Source organism: Enterobacter sp. CP102, assembly GCF_025152625.1.
Classification (GTDB): domain Bacteria; phylum Pseudomonadota; class Gammaproteobacteria; order Enterobacterales; family Enterobacteriaceae; genus Enterobacter; species Enterobacter soli.
Genome location: NZ_CP104014.1, coordinates 4,160,866 through 4,184,656, shown reverse-complemented (window position 1 = coordinate 4,184,656; position 23,791 = coordinate 4,160,866). Strand labels below are relative to the sequence as shown.

Sequence of the window (23,791 nt, the reverse complement as noted above, 5' to 3'; positions counted from 1 at the left end):
CCTTGAGTGACATGGCGAAAAACCTAATACTCTGGCTGGTCATTGCCGTTGTGCTGATGTCAGTATTCCAGAGCTTTGGGCCCAGCGAGTCGAATGGCCGCAAGGTGGATTATTCTACCTTCCTGCAAGAGGTCAATCAGGACCAGGTTCGCGAAGCGCGTATCAACGGACGTGAGATCAACGTTACCAAGAAAGATAGTAACCGTTACACGACCTACATCCCGGTGAACGATCCTAAGCTGCTTGATAACCTTCTGACCAAAAACGTCAAGGTGGTAGGCGAGCCGCCAGAAGAACCAAGCCTGCTGGCTTCTATCTTCATCTCCTGGTTTCCGATGCTGCTTCTTATTGGCGTCTGGATCTTCTTTATGCGCCAGATGCAGGGCGGCGGTGGCAAAGGTGCCATGTCGTTCGGTAAGAGCAAGGCGCGTATGCTAACGGAAGACCAGATCAAAACCACTTTTGCGGATGTCGCAGGTTGTGACGAAGCGAAAGAAGAGGTGGGTGAGCTGGTAGAATACCTGCGTGAGCCGAGCCGTTTCCAGAAACTGGGCGGTAAGATCCCGAAAGGCGTTCTGATGGTGGGACCTCCTGGTACCGGTAAAACCCTGCTGGCAAAAGCCATCGCGGGTGAAGCGAAGGTGCCGTTCTTTACTATTTCAGGTTCTGACTTCGTTGAAATGTTCGTGGGTGTCGGTGCATCTCGTGTGCGTGACATGTTCGAGCAGGCCAAGAAGGCAGCGCCGTGCATTATCTTCATCGATGAAATCGACGCCGTAGGCCGCCAGCGTGGCGCAGGTCTGGGTGGCGGTCACGATGAACGTGAACAGACGCTGAACCAGATGCTGGTTGAGATGGACGGCTTTGAAGGTAACGAAGGTATTATCGTTATCGCGGCAACTAACCGCCCAGACGTACTTGACCCAGCGCTGCTGCGTCCAGGCCGTTTCGACCGTCAGGTTGTGGTGGGTCTGCCGGATGTTCGTGGCCGTGAACAGATTCTGAAAGTTCACATGCGTCGCGTACCGTTGGCTCCAGATATCGATGCGGCAATCATTGCGCGTGGTACACCGGGCTTCTCCGGTGCGGATCTGGCGAACCTGGTCAACGAAGCTGCACTGTTTGCTGCTCGCGGTAATAAGCGCGTGGTGTCCATGGTGGAATTCGAAAAAGCGAAAGACAAAATCATGATGGGTGCGGAACGCCGCTCCATGGTGATGACGGAAGCGCAGAAAGAGTCCACGGCATACCACGAAGCAGGTCACGCGATTATTGGTCGCCTGGTGCCGGAACACGATCCGGTGCATAAAGTGACGATTATTCCTCGTGGTCGTGCTCTGGGCGTAACATTCTTCCTGCCGGAAGGTGATGCGATCAGCGCCAGCCGTCAGAAACTGGAAAGCCAGATTTCAACCCTGTACGGCGGTCGTCTGGCAGAAGAGATTATCTACGGTGCAGAACATGTTTCTACCGGTGCGTCTAACGACATTAAAGTCGCGACTAACCTGGCGCGTAACATGGTGACTCAGTGGGGCTTCTCCGACAAACTCGGTCCGCTGCTGTATGCAGAAGAAGAGGGTGAAGTATTCCTGGGCCGTTCTGTCGCGAAAGCGAAACATATGTCCGATGAGACTGCACGTATCATCGATCAGGAAGTGAAAGCACTGATTGAGCGTAACTACGGTCGCGCACGTCAGATCCTGAACGACAATATGGACATCCTGCATTCGATGAAAGATGCGCTCATGAAATATGAGACTATCGATGCTCCGCAGATTGACGACCTGATGGCTCGCCGCGAAGTGCGTCCGCCAGCAGGCTGGGAAGACCCAGGCGCTTCCAACAATTCTGACAACAATGGCACCCCACGTGCTCCGCGTCCGGTTGATGAACCGCGTACGCCGAACCCGGGCAACACCATGTCAGAACAGTTGGGCGACAAGTAAGCCTCTGCTGTTGATGATATTGTCTGTACCTGAAACCCTGGAGCTTGCTCCGGGGTTTTTCTTTTTCGTTAACCCATTTTAAAACCAGGGATTTCGCCATGAAACTTTTCGCCCAGGACTCGCATCTCGATCTTTCACATCCGCATGTGATGGGGATCCTGAATGTCACCCCTGACTCCTTCTCTGACGGTGGCACGCACAACACGCTTATCGAGGCCGTTAAGCACGCTAACTTGATGATTAACGCAGGCGCGACCATCATTGATGTCGGTGGGGAGTCAACACGTCCTGGTGCGGCGGATGTTTCGGTGGAAGAAGAGCTGGCGCGCGTAGTCCCTGTGGTTGAAGCCATTGCGCAGCGTTTTGAAGTATGGATCTCTGTCGATACATCCAAACCGGAAGTTATCCGTGAAGTGGCGAGAGTGGGTGCTCACATTATTAATGATATCCGCTCGCTCACTGAACCGGGGGCTCTGGAAGCTGCCGCCGAAACCGGCCTGCCGGTTTGCCTGATGCATATGCAGGGGCAGCCGAAAACCATGCAGGAAGCCCCTAAATACGATGATGTGCTTGCTGATGTGAATCGCTTCTTTATTGAACATATTGCACGGTGCGAACGTGCGGGTATCGCAAAAGAGAAATTGATACTCGACCCGGGCTTCGGTTTCGGTAAAAATCTCTCCCATAATTATGAGCTGCTCTCGCGCTTATCCGCGTTTCATCAGTACGGCCTGCCGCTGCTGGTTGGAATGTCAAGAAAATCGATGATTGGGCAGTTACTGAATGTGGGGCCGAGCGAACGTCTGAGCGGCAGCCTGGCTTGCGCGGTGATTGCGGCGATGCAAGGTGCGCACATTATTCGCGTCCATGACGTCAAAGAGACAGTAGAAGCCATGCGTGTGGTTGAAGCCACACTGGCGGCGAAGGGAAATAAACGCTATGAGTAATCGTAAATATTTTGGTACCGATGGCATCCGCGGGCGCGTAGGCGATGCTCCAATCACGCCTGACTTTGTTCTGAAGCTGGGCTGGGCGGCAGGCAAGGTGCTGGCACGTCATGGCTCCCGTAAAATCATTATCGGTAAAGATACCCGTATTTCAGGCTACATGCTGGAATCCGCGCTGGAAGCCGGTCTGGCTGCTGCGGGGTTATCCGCGTCTTTCACCGGCCCGATGCCAACGCCTGCGGTTGCATACCTGACGCGCGCCTTCCGTGCTGAAGCCGGAATTGTTATTTCTGCGTCCCACAATCCATTTTATGACAACGGCATCAAATTCTTCTCCATCGACGGCACTAAGCTCCCGGACGAAGTTGAAGAAGCAATCGAAGCTGAAATGGAAAAAGAGATCACCTGCGTCGATTCTGCTGAGCTGGGTAAAGCCAGCCGCATCGTTGATGCTGCCGGTCGCTATATTGAGTTCTGCAAAGGCACATTCCCGAATGAACTGAGCCTGGGTCATCTGAAGATTGTGGTGGATTGTGCAAACGGCGCGACGTACCACATTGCTCCGAATGTTTTCCGCGAGCTGGGTGCGAAAGTGATCGCCATTGGTTGTGAACCCGATGGTCTGAATATCAACGAAGAAGTCGGTGCAACGGATGTTCGCGCCTTGCAGGCCCGTGTTCTGGCAGAAAAAGCGGATCTTGGTATCGCGCTGGATGGCGATGGCGACCGTGTCATTATGGTCGACCACGAAGGGAATAAGGTCGATGGCGATCAGATCCTCTATATCATTGCGCGTGAAGCGCTGCGTCAGGGCCAGTTGCGCGGTGGTGCAGTTGGAACGCTGATGAGCAACATGGGTCTTGAGCTGGCGCTGAAACAGCTGGGTATTCCGTTTGTCCGCGCTAAAGTGGGCGATCGCTATGTGCTGGAAAAACTTCAGGAGAAAGGCTGGCGTATTGGCGCTGAAAATTCAGGTCACGTTATCCTGCTCGACAAAACAACCACCGGTGACGGTATTGTTGCGGGGCTCCAGGTGGTTGCGGCAATGGTGCGTAACCATATGAGCCTGCACGATCTGTGCAGCGGCATGAAAATGTTCCCGCAGCTGCTGGTCAACGTTCGTTTCACTGACGGGCATGGCGACCCGCTGGAAAATGCAAATGTGAAAGCGGTGATGGCGGATGTTGAAGCGGCACTGGGCAACCGTGGCCGCGTATTACTTCGTAAGTCTGGCACTGAGCCATTAATCCGTGTGATGGTGGAAGGTGAAGATGAAGCGCAGGTAACGGAGTTTGCTCATCGTATTGCTGATGCGGTGAAAGCTGCATAACTTCTCACGTTAAGTGTTTAAAAAGGCGGCGCTTGCCGCCTTTGTTTTGTGCAATTAATGGTGTTTTGCTGTTTTTTTCCGCAGTTGATACAATGCGCTGAAAATGCCCTTGCGAAGGTCATCCGCATTGGTTAGTATTCACACCCGCTTCAGTGGGAAACAAAAATCCTGCTAATTGGTCGAAGCATTGGTATGCGGCAAATCCGCAAGGAACAGGTTGATTATGTACGAAGCTCTTTTAGTTATTTTCCTTATTGTAGCCATCGCTCTTGTAGCGCTGATTATGCTGCAGCAAGGTAAAGGCGCTGATATGGGAGCCTCCTTCGGAGCAGGCGCTTCTGGTACGCTGTTTGGTTCAAGTGGTTCTGCGAACTTCATGACCCGTACAACGGCGATTCTGGCTACGCTGTTCTTCATCATCAGTCTGGCGCTGGGTAATATCAACAGCAACAAGACCAGTAAAGGAAGCGAGTGGGAAAATCTGAGTGCGCCAGCGAAAACTGAGCAGACTACTCAGCCAGCTGAACCGGCTAAGCCGACCAGCGATATCCCGCACTAATAGCAGTATCTGTACCGAGGTGGTGGAATTGGTAGACACGCTACCTTGAGGTGGTAGTGCCCTAACGGGCTTGTGGGTTCGAGTCCCATCCTCGGTACCAATATTCCAGAAAAAAGACGTCGTAAGACGTCTTTTTTTTCGTCTGTACTTTTGTCTTTTGTAGGGCGGGTAAGCGCAGCGCCACCCGCCATGTTGCCCGGTGGCGCTACGCTTACTGGGCCTACGAAAACACAAAGCCATAAAAAAGGCGCCCATCGGGCGCCTTTTATCGTTCTGGTTAGCGATTACTTCTTATCGCTGTGTTCCAGATTCTCAACCTGCGGCAGGCCGTTACCGGAGTTTGCGGAAAGCAGGCCATTTTCAATATAGTTGAACAGCTTCTCGCGGGTATCAGTAATGTCCAGATTACGCATGGTCAGCTGGCCGATACGATCGTCAGGAGAGAATACTGACTCGCCTTTTTCCATGGTCAGACGTTCAGCTTTGTAAGTCAGGTTGTCAGACACGGTGTTCAGAATTGAGTAGTCGTTACCGCGACGCAGTTCCAGCGTCACTTCACCGGTGATTGCGCTTGCCACCCAACGTTGCAGGGAATCACGCAGCATCAGCGCCTGTGGATCGAACCAACGACCCTGATACAGCAGTTTACCCAGCTGGCGCCCATGAGAGTGATACTGCTCAATGGTGTCTTCGTTGTGAATACCGGTCAGCAGACGTTCGTAAGCGATATGCAGCAGCGCCATCCCCGGGGCTTCGTAGATGCCACGGCTTTTCGCTTCAATGATACGGTTTTCAATCTGATCGCTCATACCCAGACCGTGACGGCCGCCAATGCGGTTTGCTTCCAGCATCAGTTCCACATCATCAGCAAAGGTCTGGCCGTTCAGGGCTACCGGGTGGCCGCGCTCAAAGCGTACGGTCACTTCTTCAGCCTGAATTTTTACATTTTCATCCCAGAACTTAACGCCCATGATTGGGTTAACGATTTTTACGCTGGAGTTCAGGAATTCCAGGTCTTTTGCTTCATGCGTTGCGCCCAGCATGTTGGAGTCGGTGGAGTAGGCTTTCTCGACAGACATTTTGTAATCAAAACCGCAGGCGATCATAAACTCGGACATTTCATGACGACCGCCTAGTTCATCGATAAAGTCAGTATCCAGCCACGGCTTATAAATTTGCAGTTCGGCGTTGGTCAGCAGGCCATAACGATAGAAACGCTCAATATCGTTACCTTTATAGGTGCTGCCATCGCCCCAGATGTTTACGCCATCTTCTTTCATCGCGGCAACCAGCATGGTGCCGGTAACAGCACGACCCAGTGGGGTGGTGTTAAAATAGGTCAGGCCGCCAGTGGTGTTATGGAATGCACCGCACTGAATAGCTGCAATACCTTCAGCGACCAGCTGCTTACGGCAGTCAATCAGACGTGCGTTCTCTGCGCCATACTCCATGGCACGACGAGGGATCGCATCATAATCTTCCTCATCTGGCTGACCGAGGTTCGCAGTATATGCATAAGGAACCGCTCCCTTTTGGCGCATCCACAGCAGTGCAGCGCTGGTATCCAGACCGCCGGAGAAGGCGATGCCTATACGTTGTCCTACCGGAAGATGCTTGAGAATCGTCGTCATAAAATAAAACCCTGCTTGATTGACTGATTAGAGACCGCTTTCGCTCTCATTGCATGATTATGCAAAATAAGTGAGTTTTCATTTAATCATCTTTTGCCGGTGACCGGAAGAGATTCATGTGCTTTTTGTAAAAATTTCCCTCGCTGCAAGCCAGTTGTCGCAAGGATGTCAGAACAGAATAGTGCGCAATGATGTATTCAGCAAAACGCATAGGGAGCAGGGTTGACAGGCAGGGTTAACTATCAATATACTGAACGCCGATTTTACGTCCCGTCTTCGGTACCAAATCCCAGCATTATTTGCATTTTCTACCCAAAACGCGTAGAATTTGCCACGTTTCAGGCGCGGGGTGGAGCAGCCTGGTAGCTCGTCGGGCTCATAACCCGAAGGTCGTCGGTTCAAATCCGGCCCCCGCAACCACTTTCCCATAAAGTCCTTTTTCAAATATACTGTGAAGACTTAGAGCCTTCGTAGCTGGATTTGAAAAAATTCTTTCAGAAAGTGCTCCAGGCCGCAGTTGCGGCTATAGGGTTCAGTTATCTAAAGCCCCGATTTATCGGGGTTTTTTGTTATCTGACTACAGAATAACTGGGCTTTACGCCCTTTTTTTATGTCTTGGGGGTGGGCTTGTCCACATTAGAGCAAAAATTAACAGAGATGATTACTGCACCGGTCGAAGCACTGGGCTACGAACTGGTCGGCATCGAATTCGTTCGCGGCCGTACATCGACGCTGCGCATCTATATTGATAGTGAAGATGGCATCAATGTTGATGATTGTGCTGATGTTAGCCACCAGGTCAGTGCGGTGATGGATGTTGAAGACCCGATTACCGTCGCATACAACCTGGAAGTTTCCTCACCTGGCCTCGATCGCCCGATGTTCACGGCCGAGCACTACGTGCGCTTTACCGGTGAAGAAGTGGCTCTCGTTCTGCGTATGGCCGTACAGAACCGCCGCAAATGGCAGGGTATTATCAAAGCCGTTGATGGTGAAATGATCACGGTGACAGTCGAAGGCAAAGATGAAGTGTTCGCGCTGAGTAATATCCAGAAGGCGAACCTGGTTCCCCACTTTTAACAGTCTGGATTGAGGTGAAAAGCCCGCGATGAACAAAGAAATTTTGGCTGTTGTTGAAGCCGTTTCCAACGAGAAATCACTGCCGCGTGAGAAAATTTTCGAAGCGCTGGAAAGTGCACTGGCTACAGCAACCAAGAAAAAATACGAACAAGAGATCGATGTTCGCGTAGAAATCGATCGTAAAAGCGGTGACTTCGATACATTCCGTCGTTGGGTGATTGTTGAAGAAGTGACCCAGCCGACCAAAGAAATCACGCTGGAAGCTGCGCGTTTCGAAGACGAAAGCCTGAACGTTGGCGAGTACGTTGAAGATCAGATTGAATCTGTGACCTTTGACCGTATCACTACTCAGACCGCGAAACAGGTTATTGTACAGAAAGTACGTGAAGCTGAGCGCGCAATGGTTGTCGATCAGTTCCGCGACCAGGAAGGTGAAATCATTACTGGCGTGGTGAAGAAAGTTAACCGCGATAACATCTCTCTGGAAGTCAAATCCGAAGGGCTGGCGGGTAACGCTGAAGCCGTTATCCTGCGTGAAGACATGCTGCCGCGTGAAAACTTCCGTCCTGGCGACCGTATCCGTGGCGTTCTGTATGCCGTTCGCCCTGAAGCACGTGGTGCGCAGCTGTTCGTGACCCGTTCTAAACCAGAAATGCTGGTTGAACTGTTCCGTATCGAAGTGCCGGAAATCGGCGAAGAAGTCATCGAAATTAAAGCCGCCGCACGTGATCCGGGTTCTCGCGCGAAAATCGCTGTGAAAACCAACGATAAGCGTATCGATCCAGTGGGTGCATGTGTAGGTATGCGCGGTGCGCGTGTCCAGGCAGTTTCTACTGAACTGGGCGGAGAGCGTATTGATATCGTCCTGTGGGACGACAACCCGGCGCAGTTCGTTATCAACGCAATGGCACCGGCTGATGTGGCGTCTATCGTTGTTGACGAAGACAAGCACACCATGGATATCGCTGTTGAAGCGGGTAACCTGGCGCAGGCTATCGGCCGTAATGGCCAGAACGTCCGTCTGGCTTCACAGCTGAGCGGCTGGGAACTCAACGTGATGACCGTTGATGACCTGCAAGCTAAGCATCAGGCTGAAGCCCATGCCGCGATTGATACCTTCACTAAATACCTGGACATTGACGAAGATTTCGCCACCGTTCTGGTTGAAGAAGGCTTCTCCTCGCTGGAAGAACTGGCCTATGTGCCAATGAAAGAGCTGCTGGAAATTGACGGCCTGGATGAGCCAACCGTTGAAGCCCTGCGTGAACGCGCTAAAAACGCACTGACCACCCTGGCACTGGCTCAGGAAGAAAGCCTTGGTGATAACAAGCCGGCTGATGACCTGCTGAATCTGGAAGGTCTTGATCGTGCGATTGCGTTCAAGCTGGCTGCCCGTGGTGTTTGTACGCTGGAAGATCTCGCTGAGCAAGGCGTTGATGACCTGGCTGATATCGAAGGTTTAACCGACGAGAAAGCCGGCGAACTCATCATGGCCGCACGTAATATTTGCTGGTTCGGCGACGAAGCGTAATAAACTGTAGCAGGAAGGAACAGCATGACTGATGTAACTGTAAAATCGCTGGCTGCCGAGATTCAGACCTCTGTGGACCGCCTGGTACAGCAATTTGCTGATGCAGGGATCCCAAAGTCCGCTGATGACTCGGTGACTGCGACTGAAAAACAAACCTTGTTAGCGCATTTGAACCGTGAACACGGTTCTACGCCTGACAAGCTGACGTTGCAGCGCAAAACGCGCAGCACGTTGAATATCCCAGGTACCGGTGGTAAAAGCAAATCGGTACAAATTGAAGTCCGCAAGACGCGCACCTTTGTAAAACGTGATCCGCAAGAGGCAGAACGCCTCGCCGCGGAAGAGCAGGCACAGCGTGAAGCGGAAGAACAAGCTAAGCGTGAGGCAGAAGCAACTGCCAAACGTGAGGCAGAATTAAAAGCTGAACGTGAGGCCGCAGAAAAAGCGAAACGCGACGCAAGTGATAAAGTGAAGCGTGACGCTGCGGAAAAAGACAAAGTGAGCAATCAACAGACCGACGAAATGACCAAAACTGCCCAGGCTGAAAAAGCCCGCCGTGAAAATGAAGCAGCCGATCTGAAGCGTAAAGCGGAAGAAGAAGCGCGCCGTAAGCTGGAAGAAGAAGCTCGCCGCGTGGCTGAAGAAGCGCGCCGCATGGCAGAAGAAAATGAGAAGAACGGTGTGAATACCGCTGAGCCTACTGAAGACACCAGCGATTATCACGTGACCACTTCTCAGCACGCGCGTCAGGCTGAAGACGACAACGACCGTGAAGTTGAAGGTGGTCGTGGCCGTGGTCGTAGCACTAAAGCTGCGCGTCCGGCGAAAAAAGGCAACAAACACGCAGAATCCAAAGCTGACCGTGAAGAAGCTCGTGCGGCCGTTCGCGGTGGTAAAGGCGGTAAACAGCGTAAAGGTTCCACTCTGCAACAGGGCTTCCAGAAGCCGGCGCAGGCTGTTAACCGTGACGTTGTGATTGGCGAGACCATCACTGTTGGCGATCTGGCTAACAAAATGGCGGTTAAAGGTTCTCAGGTCATCAAAGCGATGATGAAACTGGGCGCCATGGCCACCATCAACCAGGTTATCGACCAGGAAACTGCACAGCTTGTTGCAGAAGAGATGGGCCATAAGGTTATCCTGCGTCGTGAAAACGAGCTGGAAGAAGCAGTAATGAGCGACCGTGATACTGGCGCTGCGGCAGAACCGCGTGCACCAGTTGTAACCATCATGGGTCACGTTGACCATGGTAAAACCTCTCTGCTTGACTACATTCGTTCGACGAAAGTGGCATCCGGTGAAGCGGGTGGTATTACCCAGCACATCGGTGCATACCACGTAGAAACCGATAATGGCATGATCACCTTCCTGGATACCCCAGGCCACGCCGCGTTTACCTCAATGCGTGCTCGTGGTGCTCAGGCAACGGATATCGTTGTTCTGGTTGTTGCAGCAGATGATGGCGTGATGCCACAAACCATCGAAGCTATCCAGCACGCGAAAGCGGCGCAGGTGCCTCTGGTTGTTGCTGTTAACAAAATTGATAAGCCAGAAGCCGACCTGGACCGCGTTAAGAACGAACTGTCTCAGTACGGCGTTATGCCAGAAGAGTGGGGCGGTGAAGCGCAGTTCATTCCTGTATCGGCAAAAGCGGGTACCGGTATCGACGACCTGCTGAACGCTATCCTGCTGCAAGCTGAAGTTCTGGAGCTGAAAGCGGTGCGTAAAGGCATGGCAAGCGGTGCGGTAATCGAATCCTTCCTGGATAAAGGTCGTGGTCCGGTTGCGACTGTTCTGGTTCGCGAAGGTACCCTGAACAAAGGCGACATCGTTCTGTGCGGCTTCGAATACGGCCGTGTGCGTGCGATGCGTAACGAACTGGGTCAGGAAGTGCTGGAAGCGGGCCCGTCCATTCCAGTTGAAATCCTGGGTCTGTCCGGTGTTCCGGCTGCCGGTGACGAAGTGACCGTTGTGCGTGACGAGAAGAAAGCGCGTGAAGTCGCACTGTATCGTCAGGGCAAATTCCGCGAAGTTAAACTGGCTCGTCAGCAGAAATCTAAACTCGAGAACATGTTTGCCAACATGACCGAGGGTGAAGTTCACGAAGTGAACGTTGTTCTGAAAGCCGACGTTCAGGGTTCTGTGGAAGCGATCTCCGACTCCTTGCTGAAACTGTCTACCGACGAAGTGAAAGTGAAGATCATCGGTTCTGGCGTAGGTGGTATCACCGAAACCGACGCGACCCTGGCTGCTGCGTCCAACGCGATTCTGGTGGGCTTCAACGTTCGTGCTGATGCATCTGCACGTAAAGTGATTGAATCCGAAAGCCTGGATCTGCGCTACTACTCCGTCATCTATAACCTGATCGACGAAGTGAAAGCAGCAATGAGCGGCATGTTGTCGCCAGAGCTGAAACAGCAGATCATTGGTCTGGCTGAAGTACGTGACGTGTTCAAATCGCCGAAATTTGGTGCGATCGCGGGCTGTATGGTTACCGAAGGTAACATCAAGCGTCACAACCCAATCCGCGTTCTGCGTGACAACGTGGTTATCTACGAAGGCGAGCTGGAATCCCTGCGCCGCTTCAAAGATGACGTTAACGAAGTCCGTAACGGTATGGAATGTGGTATCGGCGTGAAGAACTACAACGACGTTCGCGTTGGCGATATGATCGAAGTGTTCGAGATCATCGAAATTCAGCGTACCATTGCATAACGATCGAGAGTAAGCCGGGATCGCCTCGCGCCACCCGGCAATAATTTTAAAAAGGGGCTTTAGCCCCTTTTTTGTCTGGAGAATTTATTATGGCGAAAGAATTTGGTCGCCCACAGCGCGTAGCGCAAGAAATGCAGAAAGAGATCGCACTCATTCTGCAACGTGAAATCAAAGACCCACGCGTGGGTATGATGACCACCGTGTCTGGTGTGGAAATGTCCCGCGACCTGGCCTACGCCAAAGTGTTCGTGACCTTCCTGAACGATCAGGACGAAGCCGCGGTTAAGAACGGCATTAAAGCGTTGCAGGAAGCCTCTGGTTTCATCCGCTCTCTGCTGGGTAAGGCAATGCGCCTGCGCATCGTGCCGGAACTGACCTTCTTCTACGACAACTCACTGGTCGAAGGGATGCGTATGTCCAACCTGGTGACCAGCGTGGTGAAGCATGACGATGAACGTCGTGTGAACCCTGCGGACGACAGCAAGGAGGACTGATGAGTCGTCCTCGTCGTCGCGGTCGCGATGTGCATGGTGTGTTACTGCTGGATAAACCACAAGGTGCCTCCAGCAACGACGTATTGCAAAAGGTGAAGCGTATTTTTAACGCTAACCGTGCGGGTCACACCGGTGCGCTAGATCCTCTGGCGACCGGAATGCTGCCGGTTTGCCTGGGAGAAGCAACCAAGTTTTCCCAGTACCTGCTTGATTCTGACAAGCGTTATCGCGTGATTGCAAAGCTTGGCCAGCGTACGGACACATCCGATGCGGATGGTCAGGTTGTTGAAGAGCGTCCTGTGATCTTCAGCGCAGAGCAACTCGATGCCGCGCTGGAGAGTTTCCGTGGCGATACAATGCAGGTGCCGTCGATGTATTCGGCGCTGAAGTATCAGGGCAAGAAGCTCTACGAATATGCGCGCCAGGGCATTGACGTCCCGCGTGAAGCTCGCCCGATTACCGTGTATGAACTGCTCTTCATTCGTCATGAAGGCGACGAACTGGAGCTGGAAGTTCACTGCTCGAAAGGCACCTATATTCGTACCATCATCGACGATCTGGGCGAAAAGCTGGGCTGTGGCGCGCACGTGATTTACCTGCGCCGTCTGGCCGTCAGCAAATACCCTGTTGAGCGGATGGTGACCCTTGAGCATCTTCATGCACTGGTTGAGCAGGCACAAGCGCAGGGAATCTCTCCTGCGGAGTTGCTTGATCCACTGTTAATGCCGATGGACAGCCCGGCGGCTGACTTCCCGATCGTTAATCTTCCTTTAACATCGTCCGTTTACTTTAAAAACGGAAATCCGGTTCGCACCACCGATGCACCACTGGAAGGCCTGGTCCGTGTGACCGAAGGCGATGACGGTAAGTTTATCGGCATGGGTGAAATGGATGGCGAAGGGCGCGTTGCGCCGCGCCGTCTGGTGGTTGAATACCCGGTCGAAGGCTAACGGCGATAATGTCTCACCTTGCGATAAACGGGGGAGACGAGTAGAATATCGCCGCTTAACGTCCTGTAAATTGTTTAACAATCTGCGGGACGTATACTGGGATTGCTGAATTAGAGATCGGCATCCTTACATTCTTTATATTCTGGAGTTTGAAAATGTCTCTAAGCGTTGAAGCTAAAGCTAAAATCGTTTCTGAGTTTGGCCGTGGTACTAACGACAGCGGTTCTACCGAAGTTCAGGTTGCACTGCTGACTGCACAGATTAACCACCTGCAGGGTCACTTTGCAGAGCACAAAAAAGATCACCACAGCCGTCGTGGTCTGCTGCGCATGGTTTCTCAGCGTCGTAAACTGCTCGACTACCTGAAACGTAAAGATGTTGCACGCTACACCGCGCTGATCGAGCGTCTGGGTCTGCGTCGCTAAGTCTTGCGAGTTTCAGAAAAGGGGGCCTGATGGCCCCTTTTTTCAACCAGACGGCAGCAATTCACTGGAAACTATTGTATTGTTGCTATAAATGATCTTCATTGCAGAGGTTCGCGCGGCTAATGAGAGGCTTCACCCATGAGGGTGTCGGTTGTCATTAGTCGCGAGGATGCGAAGAAGGTCGGGTTAAATCGACAGCACGCCGTGGGTGTGCTGTCAAACATTTGAGAAAGGACAGAATTTTGCTGAATCCGATCGTTCGTAAATTCCAGTATGGTCAGCATACCGTCACGCTGGAAACCGGCATGATGGCGCGTCAGGCTACTGCTGCCGTAATGGTAAGCATGGATGACACCGCGGTATTCGTTACCGTAGTTGGCCAGAAAAAAGCAAAACCAGGTCAGGACTTCTTCCCACTGACCGTTAACTACCAGGAGCGTACTTACGCTGCAGGTAAAATCCCAGGCGGCTTCTTCCGTCGTGAAGGCCGTCCAAGCGAAGGCGAAACCCTGATCGCGCGTCTGATTGACCGCCCGGTTCGTCCGCTGTTCCCGGAAGGTTTCGTAAACGAAGTTCAGGTTATTGCAACCGTTGTTTCCGTTAACCCACAGGTTAACCCGGACATCGTTGCGATGATCGGTGCTTCTGCTGCACTGTCTCTGTCTGGTATTCCATTCAATGGTCCAATCGGTGCTGCACGCGTAGGTTACATCAACGATCAGTACGTACTGAACCCAACTCAGGAAGAGCTGAAAGAAAGTAAGCTGGACCTGGTGGTTGCAGGTACTGAAGCGGCGGTTCTGATGGTTGAATCCGAAGCTGAACTGCTGAGCGAAGACCAGATGCTGGGTGCTGTGGTATTTGGCCACGACCAGCAGCAGGTTGTTATCCAGAACATCAACGACCTGGTGAAAGAAGCCGGTAAACCACGTTGGGACTGGCAGCCAGAAGCAGTTAACGATGTGCTGAATGCGCGCGTTGCTGCACTGGCAGAATCTCGTCTGAGCGATGCTTACCGCATCACTGACAAACAAGAGCGTTATGCTCAGGTTGACGTGATCAAGTCTGAAACTATCGCGACTCTGGTTGCAGAAGATGAAACCCTGGACGCTAACGAACTGGGTGAAATCCTGCACGCTATCGAGAAAAACGTTGTTCGTAGCCGCGTTCTGGCAGGCGAGCCGCGTATCGATGGCCGTGAAAAAGACATGATCCGTGGTCTGGACGTTCGTACTGGCGTTCTGCCACGTACTCACGGTTCTGCGCTGTTCACCCGTGGTGAAACTCAGGCGCTGGTGACGGCAACTCTGGGTACTGCCCGTGATGCACAGATCATCGATGAACTGATGGGTGAGCGTACTGACAGCTTCCTGTTCCACTATAACTTCCCTCCGTACTCCGTAGGTGAAACCGGTATGGTTGGCTCGCCGAAGCGTCGTGAAATTGGTCACGGTCGTCTGGCGAAGCGCGGCGTACTGGCAGTTATGCCGGAAGCAGACAAGTTCCCGTACACCGTTCGTGTGGTTTCTGAAATCACCGAATCTAACGGCTCTTCTTCCATGGCCTCCGTGTGTGGCGCATCTCTGGCGCTGATGGATGCAGGCGTGCCAATCAAAGCCGCTGTTGCGGGTATCGCAATGGGTCTGGTGAAAGAAGGCGACAACTTTGTTGTTCTGTCTGACATTCTGGGCGACGAAGACCACCTGGGCGATATGGACTTCAAAGTAGCGGGTTCCCGCGAAGGTATCTCTGCACTGCAGATGGATATCAAAATTGAAGGTATCACCAAAGAGATCATGCAGGTTGCTCTGAACCAGGCTAAAGGTGCACGTCTGCACATCCTGGGCGTGATGGAACAGGCGATCAACGCGCCACGTGGCGACATTTCTCAGTTCGCTCCGCGTATCCACACCATCAAGATCAATCCAGACAAGATCAAAGATGTTATCGGTAAGGGCGGTTCCGTAATCCGTGCTCTGACCGAAGAGACCGGCACCACCATCGAAATCGAAGATGACGGTACTGTGAAGATCGCAGCAACCGACGGCGAGAAAGCGAAATTCGCGATTCGTCGTATCGAAGAGATCACCGCAGAAATCGAAGTGGGCCGCGTCTATGCAGGTAAAGTGACCCGTATCGTTGACTTTGGCGCATTCGTTGCCATCGGTGGCGGTAAAGAAGGTCTGGTTCACATCTCTCAGATCGCTGACAAGCGCGTTGAGAAAGTGACCGATTACCTGCAAATGGGTCAGGAAGTCCCGGTTAAAGTTCTGGAAGTTGACCGCCAGGGCCGTATCCGTCTGAGCATTAAAGAAGCAACCGAGCAGTCTCAGCCAGCTGCCGCGCCGGAAGCACCGGCCGCAGAACAGCAAGGCGAGTAAGGTTGCCATTTGCCCTCCGCTTAGCGGAGGGCCTATTATCAGGCAGGACGCCTTGTTGAGCCGCCGGGGGACAGGACGTTCATCCAATAGTTGTCTTCGGGAGTGGGAAATGAAGCCTTTTTTGCGCTGGTGTTTCGTTGCGACAGCTTTAACGCTGGCAGGATGCAGCAACTCTGCCTGGCGTAAGAGCGAAGTCCTCGCAGTGCCATTGCAACCGACTTTGCAACAGGAAGTGATTCTGGCACGCATGGAACAAATTCTTGCCAGTCGGGCTTTAACCGATGACGAACGCGCACAGCTTTTATATGAGCGCGGAGTGTTGTATGATAGTCTCGGTCTGAGGGCATTGGCGCGAAATGATTTTTCACAAGCGCTGGCAATCCGACCTGATATGCCTGAAGTATTCAATTACTTAGGCATATATTTAACGCAGGCAGGCAATTTTGATGCTGCCTATGAAGCGTTTGATTCTGTACTTGAGCTTGATCCAACTTACAACTACGCGCACTTGAATCGCGGTATCGCATTGTACTACGGCGGTCGTGACAAGTTAGCGCAAGATGATCTGCTGGCGTTTTATCAAGACGATCCTAATGATCCTTTCCGTAGCCTGTGGCTTTACATTGTTGAGCGGAAGCTCGATGAGAAGCAGGCAAAAGACGCGTTACAACAACGCTTCGATAAATCGGACAAGGAACAATGGGGATGGAATATTGTCGAGTTCTACCTGGGTAACATTAGCGAAGCAACGCTGATGGAAAGACTCAAGGCAGACGCAACGGATAACACCTCGCTCGCTGAGCATCTCAGTGAAACCAACTTCTATTTAGGTAAGTACTACCTAAGTCTGGGGGATAAGGACAGCGCTACGGCACTGTTCAAATTAGCGGTTGCTAACAACGTACACAACTTCGTTGAGCACCGTTATGCATTGTTGGAATTATCGCTCTTGGGCCAGGAGCAAGACGACCTGGCAGAATCGGACCAGCAATAGCTGACGACATAAACATCAGCCCGTAATCTTTTGATTGCCATCACCTTCACTGGTGAGGGCGTTGTTGTTCGTCAATACACCTAATTTGAGCCGGTTCACACTTTTCAATGAAAATTGCAGATCATTTTCACGATGAGCTAAGTAGACTGGCCGCCATTAATATCGAGGCACTTGTACTACATGGCTGAATTCGAAACCACTTTTGCAGATCTGGGCCTGAAGGCTCCTATCCTTGAAGCCCTTAACGATCTGGGTTACGAAAAACCATCTCCGATCCAGGCAGAATGTATCCCACATCTGCTCTCTGGTCGTGACGTGCTGGGCATGGCCCAGACTGGTAGCGGTAAAACTGCGGCGTTCTCGCTGCCGCTGCTGAACAACATCGATCCGGACCTGCGTGCACCGCAGATCCTCGTCCTGGCTCCGACCCGTGAACTGGCTGTTCAGGTGGCGGAAGCGATGACTGAATTCTCTAAACATATGCGCGGCGTGAACGTGGTTGCCCTGTACGGCGGCCAGCGTTATGACGTGCAGTTACGCGCCCTGCGCCAGGGCCCACAGATTGTTGTCGGTACGCCGGGCCGTCTGCTGGATCACCTGAAGCGCGGTACTCTGGACCTCTCTAAACTGAGCGGCCTGGTACTGGATGAAGCAGATGAAATGCTGCGTATGGGCTTCATCGAAGACGTTGAAACTATTATGGCGCAGATCCCAGAAGGTCACCAGACCGCGCTGTTCTCTGCAACGATGCCAGAAGCGATTCGTCGCATTACCCGTCGCTTTATGAAAGAGCCGCAGGAAGTGCGTATTCAGTCCAGCGTTACCACTCGTCCTGACATCAGCCAGAGCTACTGGTCTGTGTACGGGATGCGTAAAAACGAAGCGCTGGTCCGTTTCCTGGAAGCAGAAGATTTTGATGCGGCGATTATCTTCGTTCGTACCAAAAACGCGACCCTGGAAGTGGCTGAAGCCCTGGAGCGTAGCGGCTACAACAGCGCAGCGCTGAACGGCGACATGAACCAGGCTCTGCGTGAGCAAACTCTGGAGCGTCTGAAAGACGGTCGTCTGGATATCCTGATTGCAACCGACGTGGCAGCACGTGGTCTGGACGTTGAGCGTATCAGCCTGGTTGTAAACTACGACATCCCAATGGATTCCGAGTCATACGTTCACCGTATCGGCCGTACCGGTCGTGCAGGTCGTGCGGGTCGTGCACTGCTGTTCGTTGAGAACCGTGAGCGTCGTCTGCTGCGTAACATCGAACGCACCATGAAGCTGACTATTCCAGAAGCTGATCTGCCAAACGCAGACCTGCTGGGCAAACGCCGCCTGGAAAAATTCGCCGCGAAAGTACAGCAGCAGCTGGAAAGCAGCGATCTGGATCAGTACCGTGCGCTGCTGGCGCAGATCCAGCCTGTCGCTGAAGGCGAAGAGCTGGACATGGAAACCCTGGCTGCAGCACTGCTGAAAATGGCTCAGGGCGAACGTAGCCTGATCGTGCCACCAGATGCACCGATGCGTCCTAAGCGTGAATTCCGTGACCGTGACGATCGTTTCGAGCGTCGTGGCGACCGTAACGATCGTGGTCCACGTGGTGACCGTCCAGAACGTGGTGGTGAAGACCGTCCACGTCGTGAGCGTCGTGACGCTGGCGAAATGGAACTGTACCGCATTGAAGTAGGCCGTGATGACGGTGTTGAAGTTCGTCATATCGTTGGCGCGATCGCGAACGAAGGCGACATCAGCAGCCGTTACATCGGTAACATCAAACTGTTCGGTTCTCACTCTACAATCGAGCTGCCAAAAGGTATGCCGGGCGAAGTATTGCAGCACTTTACTCGCACTCGCATCCTGAACAAGCCGATGAACATGCAGCTGCTGGGTGATGCTCAGCCGCGTGAGCGCAGCGAACGTCGTGGTGGCGATCGTCCATCTGGCGAACGCCGTAGCTTCGGTGGCGGTGAGCGTCGTGAAGGCGGTCGTGGTCCTCGTCGTGAAGGCGGCGCGCCAGGCGCAGGTCGCTTCAGCGGCGAACGTCGTGAAAGCCGTGGTCCACGTCGCGATGAAGGCTCAAGCCGTCGCCGTGACGCGTAAACCTTACGCTTCTGACGTAAAGTAAAATATACAGCCCCGATAACATCTATCGGGGCTTTTTTTATTCCCTTTGTACTCTTGTACTGGTACAGTGCAGCACATTAAAATGCAGGACCAAAATTTTTAACTGGAGACATGGCTGTATGGCGACACTAACCACCACACAAACATCACCTTCGCTGTTAGGCGGCGTGGTGATCATCGGCGGAACCATCATTGGTGCGGGAATGTTCTCCCTGCCGGTGGTCATGTCCGGTGCGTGGTTCTTCTGGTCGCTGGCGGCGCTGGTCTTCACCTGGTTCTGTATGCTGCACTCGGGGCTGATGATCCTCGAAGCCAACCTGAATTACCGTATTGGCTCCAGCTTCGATACCATCACCAGAGACCTGCTCGGGAAAGGCTGGAACGTGGTGAATGGTATTTCCATTGCGTTCGTGCTCTATATCCTGACTTACGCGTACATCTCTGCCAGCGGTTCGATTCTGCATCACACCTTCTCGGAGCTGTCCCTGAACGTCCCGGCACGTCTCGCAGGGCTGTGCTTTGCGCTGGGCGTGGCGTTTATTGTCTGGTTAAGCACCAAAGCGGTCAGCCGTATGACGGCGATTGTGCTGGGCGCTAAGGTGATTACCTTCTTCCTGACCTTCGGCAGCCTGCTGGGGCACGTTACCCCGACCACGCTCTTTAACGTGGCAGAAGCGAATACCTCCTATACGCCGTACCTGCTGATGACCCTGCCGTTCTGTCTGGCATCGTTTGGCTATCACGGTAACGTACCAAGCCTGATGAAATACTACGGTAAAGATCCGCGCACCATTGTTAAGTGTCTGGTCTACGGCACGCTGCTGGCGCTGGGGCTGTATGTGATTTGGCTGCTGGGGACAATGGGGAATATCCCGCGCCCGGAATTTATTGGTATTGCGCAAAAGGGCGGTAACATTGATGTACTGGTTCAGGCGCTGAGCGGTGTGCTGAACAGCCGTAGTCTGGATCTGCTGCTGGTGGTGTTCTCCAACTTTGCCGTGGCGAGCTCTTTCCTCGGGGTGACGTTAGGCCTGTTCGATTATCTGGCGGATCTGTTTGGCTTTGATGATTCTGCGATGGGGCGCTTCAAAACCGCATTGCTGACCTTCCTGCCACCGATTGTTGGCGGCCTGCTGTGGCCGAACGGTTTCCTGTACGCCATTGGCTATGCAGGACTGGCGGCAACCATCTGGGCGGCGATTGTCCCGGCGCTGCTGGCGCGTAAATCACGTAAGCGTTTTGGAAGCCCGACATTCCGCGTCTGGGGCGGCAAGCCGATGATTGCGCTGATTCTGGTGTTCGGTGTTGGCAACGCGCTGGTGCATGTGTTGTCGAGCTTTAATCTGTTGCCTGTATATCAGTAATTTTTTGTGCCGGATGGCGGCTGCGCCTTATCCGGCCTACGCGATCCCCTAGGCCCGGTAAGCGAAGCGCCACCGGGCAAAAAAGGCTACCCCACCAGCTCCTCTTTCACCTGCATTGCCAGCTCAAACGAGTGCAAACGCGCCTGGTGATCGAAAATCTGCCCGTTAACCATAATCTCATCTGCCTGCGTCTCGCGCAGTACGGCTTCCAGGCCGTGACGCACTTTCGCTTTATCACCTACCAGAGACATGCTCAGCGCCTGCTGCACGCCATACTGCTCGGAAGCAGACCACAGCTGGTGCATATTCTCGACCGGTGGCGGCAGTTGGCCCGTTTCGCCGCGACGCAGCTTCACAAACGCCTGCTGTATAGAGGTAAACAGGAATTCCGCATCGCGATTGCTGTCGGCGGCAATGATGTTGATACACACCATCGCATACGGTTTTTCCAGCCGCTCGGACGGTTTGAAATTCGTGCGGTAGAGATGCAGCGCCTGATGCAGCATATCCGGCGCAAAGTGCGAGGCAAATGCAAACGGCAGACCGAGCTGCGCGGCCAGCTGAGCGCTATACAGGCTCGAACCCAACAGCCATACCGGGATCTTTTCGCCGTAGCCCGGCACAGGGCGCACGTGCGGGTTCGGATCGCGCGCATCGAACCAGTCCACCAGCTCAGCCACATCGCGCGGGAAGTTATCGATATCGCCACTCATATGGCGGCGCAGGGCGCGCATTGTCGGCTGATCGCTGCCCGGCGCACGACCAAGGCCCAGATCAATACGACCCGGATAGAGGGTATTCAATGTGCCAAACTGCTCGGCTATCACCAGTGGGGCATGGTTTGGCAGCATAACGCCGCCAGAGCCCAGGTGCAGGGTAGTGGTGTTTGCCGCCAGGTAGCCAATCAGTACCGATGTCGCAGCGCTGGCAATACCCACCATGTTGTGGTGCTCCGCCAGCCAGTAGCGGTGGTAACCACGCTTTTCGGCTAATTGAGCAAGATCGAGCGAGTGCGAAAAGGCCTCTCTTGCTGAGGCGCCTTGTGGGATCGGTGCCAGATCCAGCACCGAAAACGGAATGGTTTTATCAGTCATAACAGCTCACTTTGTCGACGGCGAATCTTTTAATAGTGCATTAAAAATTAATAACCGTTGTTAACAAAGTGAGCTTTTACACTTCATCCTTCACGCTGCCTCTGTGTTGGCTGCGTCTGTTCACCCCAGTCACTTACTTGAGTAAGCTCCTGGGGATTCTCAGACTTGCCGCCTTGATGCAACGTGAATGATGTAGTGTAAATTTAGGCCTGAAGCTCCAGCCCGGCGAAGCGTTTCCAGTAGCCGTTACAGTCGCTGTTTGCCGTCAGCGCCAGCGGAGAGGCACCGTTTTCATTGGCGCGGAAGGCATCCAGCATCGCGAAGACGTCCGTATCCAGCGGTGACAGGCGCACCACGTCTACCAGCCCTTGCATCGACGCCAGTTCGTTGCCGAGGTTGTAGACATAGCCACTCATGGTCTGAATACCGTTGAGGACAAAGACCTGCTGATTTTCCTGCGACAGCATACTGCGTCCGTTTGGATATTTGATGCAGCAGGTCTCGCATTCGTCTTTCGGGCGATCTTCAGAGCGTGCGGTAAAACAGCGTGCGGAGTAGGCCAGCGGCAGGTGGCCATAGCTCAATACTTCCACGTCGAACTGGTTACGGATGCCCAGCTCTTCGCACTGGTTCAGCAGATTTACCAGCCAGTCGCGGGAGAGTTCGACCGGCATACACCAGCGCGTCATACCTTGTTTCAGCAGCAGACGCAGCGTGACGGCGTTATAGCAGTTCAGGGCATGTCCGGCGACAAACGGCAGTTTACGTTCGGCGCACATGTTCACCACGCCAAGATCGCTCGCCTCTATCAGAAAATCACCATTTTCCACATAGCGTTTCAGCTCGCCCAGTTCGGATGAGGCCTGAACCAGCGCCAGGGTGGAGAGCACAACCTGCTTGCCGCTTCCTGCCAGGCTTTTGGCCATATCCAGCCAGTCACCTACTTTTGTTGCCCGGCGCTTGCTGCATACTGCCTCACCGAGATAAATCACATCGGCGCTGCTTGTCGCCGCCTGCTGGTAGAAATCCTCCAGCGTCTCTTTTGACCAGTAGTACAGCACTGGCCCTAATGAATATTTCATGGTCTTCTCACTGCCATTTACGGTGATACGCGCCAAGCGTGGTTTGTGTGCCTTCGGACATTGAACCGAGCGTGTCCATCCAGGCGGGTTGCGGCGCATAGTTTTGTGGGTCTGCCATGCAGCGATCGATGGCCTGACGCCAGACTTTCGCCACCTGGCTCACATAGGCAGGGCTACGCTGACGACCTTCGATTTTCACGGACGCAATGTTCGCTGCCAGTAGCTCCGGCAGCAGCTCCAGGGTGTTGAGGCTGGTGGGCTCTTCCAGCGCATGATAGCGCTCGCCGTCGACCAGATAACGGCCTTTGCACAGCGTCGGGTAGCCGGCGTTTTCGCCATCCTGATAACGGTCGATCAGCACTTCATTCAGGCGGGATTCCAGCCCTTGCGGCGTTTGCTGCCAGCGCACAAAGCGGGCAGGGGAACAGGCTCCCACGGTGTTCGGGGATTCACCGGTTAAATAAGAGGAGAGATAGCAACGTCCTTCAGCCATGATGCACAGGCTGCCAAAGGCAAAAACTTCCAGCGGCACTGGCGTGACGCGGGCGAGTTGCTTAACCTGATGAATAGAGAGCACGCGCGGCAGCACCACGCGGGCCACGTCAAAGTGGCGATGGTAGAAGCGAACGGCTTCTTCGTTGGTGGCGGATGCCTGAACAGAGACATGACGCTCAATATGCGGATAACGTTCTGCTGCATACTCAAGCATAGCGAGGTCGGCCAGGATCAGCGCATCGGCCCCCAGCTGTGCCGCCATGTCTACCGCGCGTTGCCAGCGGGCGTAGCCATCAGGATGGGCGAAGGTATTGATAGCAATATGCAGCTTGCGGCGGTGCTGGTGGACGAAGTTAACGGCTTCCTGAAGCTTTTTCTCCGTAAAGTTGAGGCCAGCAAAATGGCGGGCGTTGGTATCATCTTTCAGCCCGATATAAACCGCATCGGCACCATTTTCGATGGCCGCCTTAAGCGCCGGAAGGTTTCCGGCAGGGCAGAGCAGCTCCATAATTTATCCTGATAATCTCGATCTCAGCGATCGCAAAATTGTTAACGAACGGGGATTTTAATTAACCCATACGCGACAATTTTTGATTTAAGGCAGCTAATGGCGTATTGATGACACCAATAATGGGTCACGCCGGACGACGGTTTG

Annotated in this window: 19 protein-coding genes and 2 tRNA genes; 17 read left to right on the top strand and 4 right to left on the bottom strand. The window is 53.4% G+C overall.

Annotation, left to right across the window (positions count from 1 at the left end; translation table 11 throughout):
- Positions 1 to 11: 11 nt before the first annotated feature.
- The 5 genes from ftsH (at position 12) to N1249_RS19690 (ending at position 4,882) form a co-directional block, all read left to right on the top strand.
- Positions 12 to 1,946, top strand: a complete 1,935-nt coding sequence (ftsH, locus tag N1249_RS19710; RefSeq protein WP_014833437.1) for an ATP-dependent zinc metalloprotease FtsH — start codon at positions 12 to 14, stop codon at positions 1,944 to 1,946.
- A gap of 98 nt (positions 1,947 to 2,044) precedes the next feature.
- Entirely contained in the window at positions 2,045 to 2,893 is an 849-nt protein-coding gene (folP, locus tag N1249_RS19705; protein WP_259832310.1) for a dihydropteroate synthase, read from the top strand.
- A complete protein-coding gene (gene glmM / locus N1249_RS19700) occupies positions 2,886 to 4,223 on the top strand; it encodes a phosphoglucosamine mutase (protein WP_259832307.1) in 1,338 nt (445 codons plus the stop codon). The genes folP and glmM overlap by 8 nt, the downstream gene beginning before the upstream one ends.
- Positions 4,224 to 4,446: 223 nt before the next feature.
- Positions 4,447 to 4,782, top strand: a complete 336-nt coding sequence (gene secG / locus N1249_RS19695) for a preprotein translocase subunit SecG (RefSeq protein ID WP_014071905.1) — start codon at positions 4,447 to 4,449, stop codon at positions 4,780 to 4,782.
- 13 nt (positions 4,783 to 4,795) lie between these two features.
- Positions 4,796 to 4,882 (top strand) — tRNA-Leu (locus tag N1249_RS19690).
- Positions 4,883 to 5,066: 184 nt separating this feature from the next.
- On the opposite strand, the gene argG is transcribed toward N1249_RS19690, so the two are convergent.
- Positions 5,067 to 6,413 carry an argininosuccinate synthase gene (gene argG / locus N1249_RS19685; protein ID WP_014071904.1) on the bottom strand — a complete coding sequence of 449 codons (1,347 nt, stop codon included), beginning with the start codon at positions 6,411 to 6,413 and terminating at the stop codon, positions 5,067 to 5,069.
- A 343-nt stretch (positions 6,414 to 6,756) separates the two neighbouring features.
- Between argG and N1249_RS19680 the strand changes: the two genes are divergently transcribed.
- From N1249_RS19680 to mtr, 12 genes are all read left to right on the top strand, one after another.
- Positions 6,757 to 6,833 (top strand) — tRNA-Met (locus tag N1249_RS19680).
- 207 nt (positions 6,834 to 7,040) lie between these two features.
- Positions 7,041 to 7,493 (top strand): ribosome maturation factor RimP, encoded by a 453-nt coding sequence (rimP, locus tag N1249_RS19675; RefSeq protein WP_014071903.1) that lies wholly within the window; start codon positions 7,041 to 7,043, stop codon positions 7,491 to 7,493.
- A gap of 28 nt (positions 7,494 to 7,521) precedes the next feature.
- Positions 7,522 to 9,024 carry a transcription termination factor NusA gene (gene nusA, locus N1249_RS19670; RefSeq protein WP_259832303.1) on the top strand — a complete coding sequence of 501 codons (1,503 nt, stop codon included), beginning with the start codon at positions 7,522 to 7,524 and terminating at the stop codon, positions 9,022 to 9,024.
- Between the two features lie 24 nt (positions 9,025 to 9,048).
- A complete protein-coding gene (gene infB / locus N1249_RS19665) occupies positions 9,049 to 11,739 on the top strand; it encodes a translation initiation factor IF-2 (protein WP_259832300.1) in 2,691 nt (896 codons plus the stop codon).
- An 89-nt stretch (positions 11,740 to 11,828) separates the two neighbouring features.
- Entirely contained in the window at positions 11,829 to 12,233 is a 405-nt protein-coding gene (rbfA, locus tag N1249_RS19660) for a 30S ribosome-binding factor RbfA (protein WP_003024988.1), read from the top strand.
- Positions 12,233 to 13,183 (top strand): tRNA pseudouridine(55) synthase TruB, encoded by a 951-nt coding sequence (gene truB / locus N1249_RS19655; RefSeq protein ID WP_259832288.1) that lies wholly within the window; start codon positions 12,233 to 12,235, stop codon positions 13,181 to 13,183. Before rbfA ends, truB begins: the two co-directional genes overlap by 1 nt.
- Before the next feature lie 155 nt (positions 13,184 to 13,338).
- On the top strand, positions 13,339 to 13,608 hold the full coding sequence (gene rpsO, locus N1249_RS19650) for a 30S ribosomal protein S15 (protein WP_003861789.1): 270 nt from the start codon (positions 13,339 to 13,341) through the stop codon (positions 13,606 to 13,608).
- 242 nt (positions 13,609 to 13,850) lie between these two features.
- Entirely contained in the window at positions 13,851 to 15,989 is a 2,139-nt protein-coding gene (gene pnp / locus N1249_RS19645; RefSeq protein ID WP_409193153.1) for a polyribonucleotide nucleotidyltransferase, read from the top strand.
- A gap of 109 nt (positions 15,990 to 16,098) precedes the next feature.
- Positions 16,099 to 16,983 carry a lipoprotein NlpI gene (nlpI, locus tag N1249_RS19640; protein WP_259832285.1) on the top strand — a complete coding sequence of 295 codons (885 nt, stop codon included), beginning with the start codon at positions 16,099 to 16,101 and terminating at the stop codon, positions 16,981 to 16,983.
- Between the two features lie 107 nt (positions 16,984 to 17,090).
- Positions 17,091 to 17,171, top strand: coding sequence for a protein YrbN (gene yrbN, locus N1249_RS19635; RefSeq protein WP_128738939.1), 81 nt, complete (start codon positions 17,091 to 17,093; stop codon positions 17,169 to 17,171).
- On the top strand, positions 17,164 to 19,077 hold the full coding sequence (locus tag N1249_RS19630) for a DEAD/DEAH family ATP-dependent RNA helicase (protein WP_259832282.1): 1,914 nt from the start codon (positions 17,164 to 17,166) through the stop codon (positions 19,075 to 19,077). Before yrbN ends, N1249_RS19630 begins: the two co-directional genes overlap by 8 nt.
- 143 nt (positions 19,078 to 19,220) lie before the next feature.
- Positions 19,221 to 20,465, top strand: a complete 1,245-nt coding sequence (gene mtr, locus N1249_RS19625) for a tryptophan permease (RefSeq protein WP_259832279.1) — start codon at positions 19,221 to 19,223, stop codon at positions 20,463 to 20,465.
- A gap of 86 nt (positions 20,466 to 20,551) precedes the next feature.
- Here mtr and N1249_RS19620 read toward each other — a convergent pair whose 3' ends face one another.
- From N1249_RS19620 to N1249_RS19610, 3 genes are all read right to left on the bottom strand, one after another.
- On the bottom strand, positions 20,552 to 21,559 hold the full coding sequence (locus tag N1249_RS19620; protein ID WP_259832267.1) for a luciferase-like monooxygenase: 1,008 nt from the start codon (positions 21,557 to 21,559) through the stop codon (positions 20,552 to 20,554).
- Positions 21,560 to 21,762: 203 nt separating this feature from the next.
- Positions 21,763 to 22,641, bottom strand: a complete 879-nt coding sequence (locus tag N1249_RS19615; protein WP_259832256.1) for a U32 family peptidase — start codon at positions 22,639 to 22,641, stop codon at positions 21,763 to 21,765.
- A 7-nt stretch (positions 22,642 to 22,648) separates the two neighbouring features.
- Positions 22,649 to 23,644 carry a peptidase U32 family protein gene (locus N1249_RS19610; protein ID WP_182062620.1) on the bottom strand — a complete coding sequence of 332 codons (996 nt, stop codon included), beginning with the start codon at positions 23,642 to 23,644 and terminating at the stop codon, positions 22,649 to 22,651.
- Positions 23,645 to 23,791: the final 147 nt, after the last annotated feature.

Bases quoted from the DNA above. Each gene is read 5' to 3' on its own strand.
- yrbN (WP_128738939.1), top strand. From the start codon at position 17,091: ATGAAAATTGCAGATCATTTTCACGATGAGCTAAGTAGACTGGCCGCC.
- nusA (WP_259832303.1), top strand. From the start codon at position 7,522: ATGAACAAAGAAATTTTGGCTGTTGTTGAAGCCGTTTCCAACGAGAAA.
- infB (WP_259832300.1), top strand. From the start codon at position 9,049: ATGACTGATGTAACTGTAAAATCGCTGGCTGCCGAGATTCAGACCTCT.
- rbfA (WP_003024988.1), top strand. From the start codon at position 11,829: ATGGCGAAAGAATTTGGTCGCCCACAGCGCGTAGCGCAAGAAATGCAG.
- truB (WP_259832288.1), top strand. From the start codon at position 12,233: ATGAGTCGTCCTCGTCGTCGCGGTCGCGATGTGCATGGTGTGTTACTG.
- nlpI (WP_259832285.1), top strand. From the start codon at position 16,099: ATGAAGCCTTTTTTGCGCTGGTGTTTCGTTGCGACAGCTTTAACGCTG.
- argG (WP_014071904.1), bottom strand. From the start codon at position 6,413: ATGACGACGATTCTCAAGCATCTTCCGGTAGGACAACGTATAGGCATC.
- ftsH (WP_014833437.1), top strand. From the start codon at position 12: ATGGCGAAAAACCTAATACTCTGGCTGGTCATTGCCGTTGTGCTGATG.
- secG (WP_014071905.1), top strand. From the start codon at position 4,447: ATGTACGAAGCTCTTTTAGTTATTTTCCTTATTGTAGCCATCGCTCTT.
- glmM (WP_259832307.1), top strand. From the start codon at position 2,886: ATGAGTAATCGTAAATATTTTGGTACCGATGGCATCCGCGGGCGCGTA.
- folP (WP_259832310.1), top strand. From the start codon at position 2,045: ATGAAACTTTTCGCCCAGGACTCGCATCTCGATCTTTCACATCCGCAT.
- N1249_RS19630 (WP_259832282.1), top strand. From the start codon at position 17,164: ATGGCTGAATTCGAAACCACTTTTGCAGATCTGGGCCTGAAGGCTCCT.
- N1249_RS19610 (WP_182062620.1), bottom strand. From the start codon at position 23,644: ATGGAGCTGCTCTGCCCTGCCGGAAACCTTCCGGCGCTTAAGGCGGCC.
- rpsO (WP_003861789.1), top strand. From the start codon at position 13,339: ATGTCTCTAAGCGTTGAAGCTAAAGCTAAAATCGTTTCTGAGTTTGGC.
- N1249_RS19620 (WP_259832267.1), bottom strand. From the start codon at position 21,559: ATGACTGATAAAACCATTCCGTTTTCGGTGCTGGATCTGGCACCGATC.
- N1249_RS19615 (WP_259832256.1), bottom strand. From the start codon at position 22,641: ATGAAATATTCATTAGGGCCAGTGCTGTACTACTGGTCAAAAGAGACG.
- mtr (WP_259832279.1), top strand. From the start codon at position 19,221: ATGGCGACACTAACCACCACACAAACATCACCTTCGCTGTTAGGCGGC.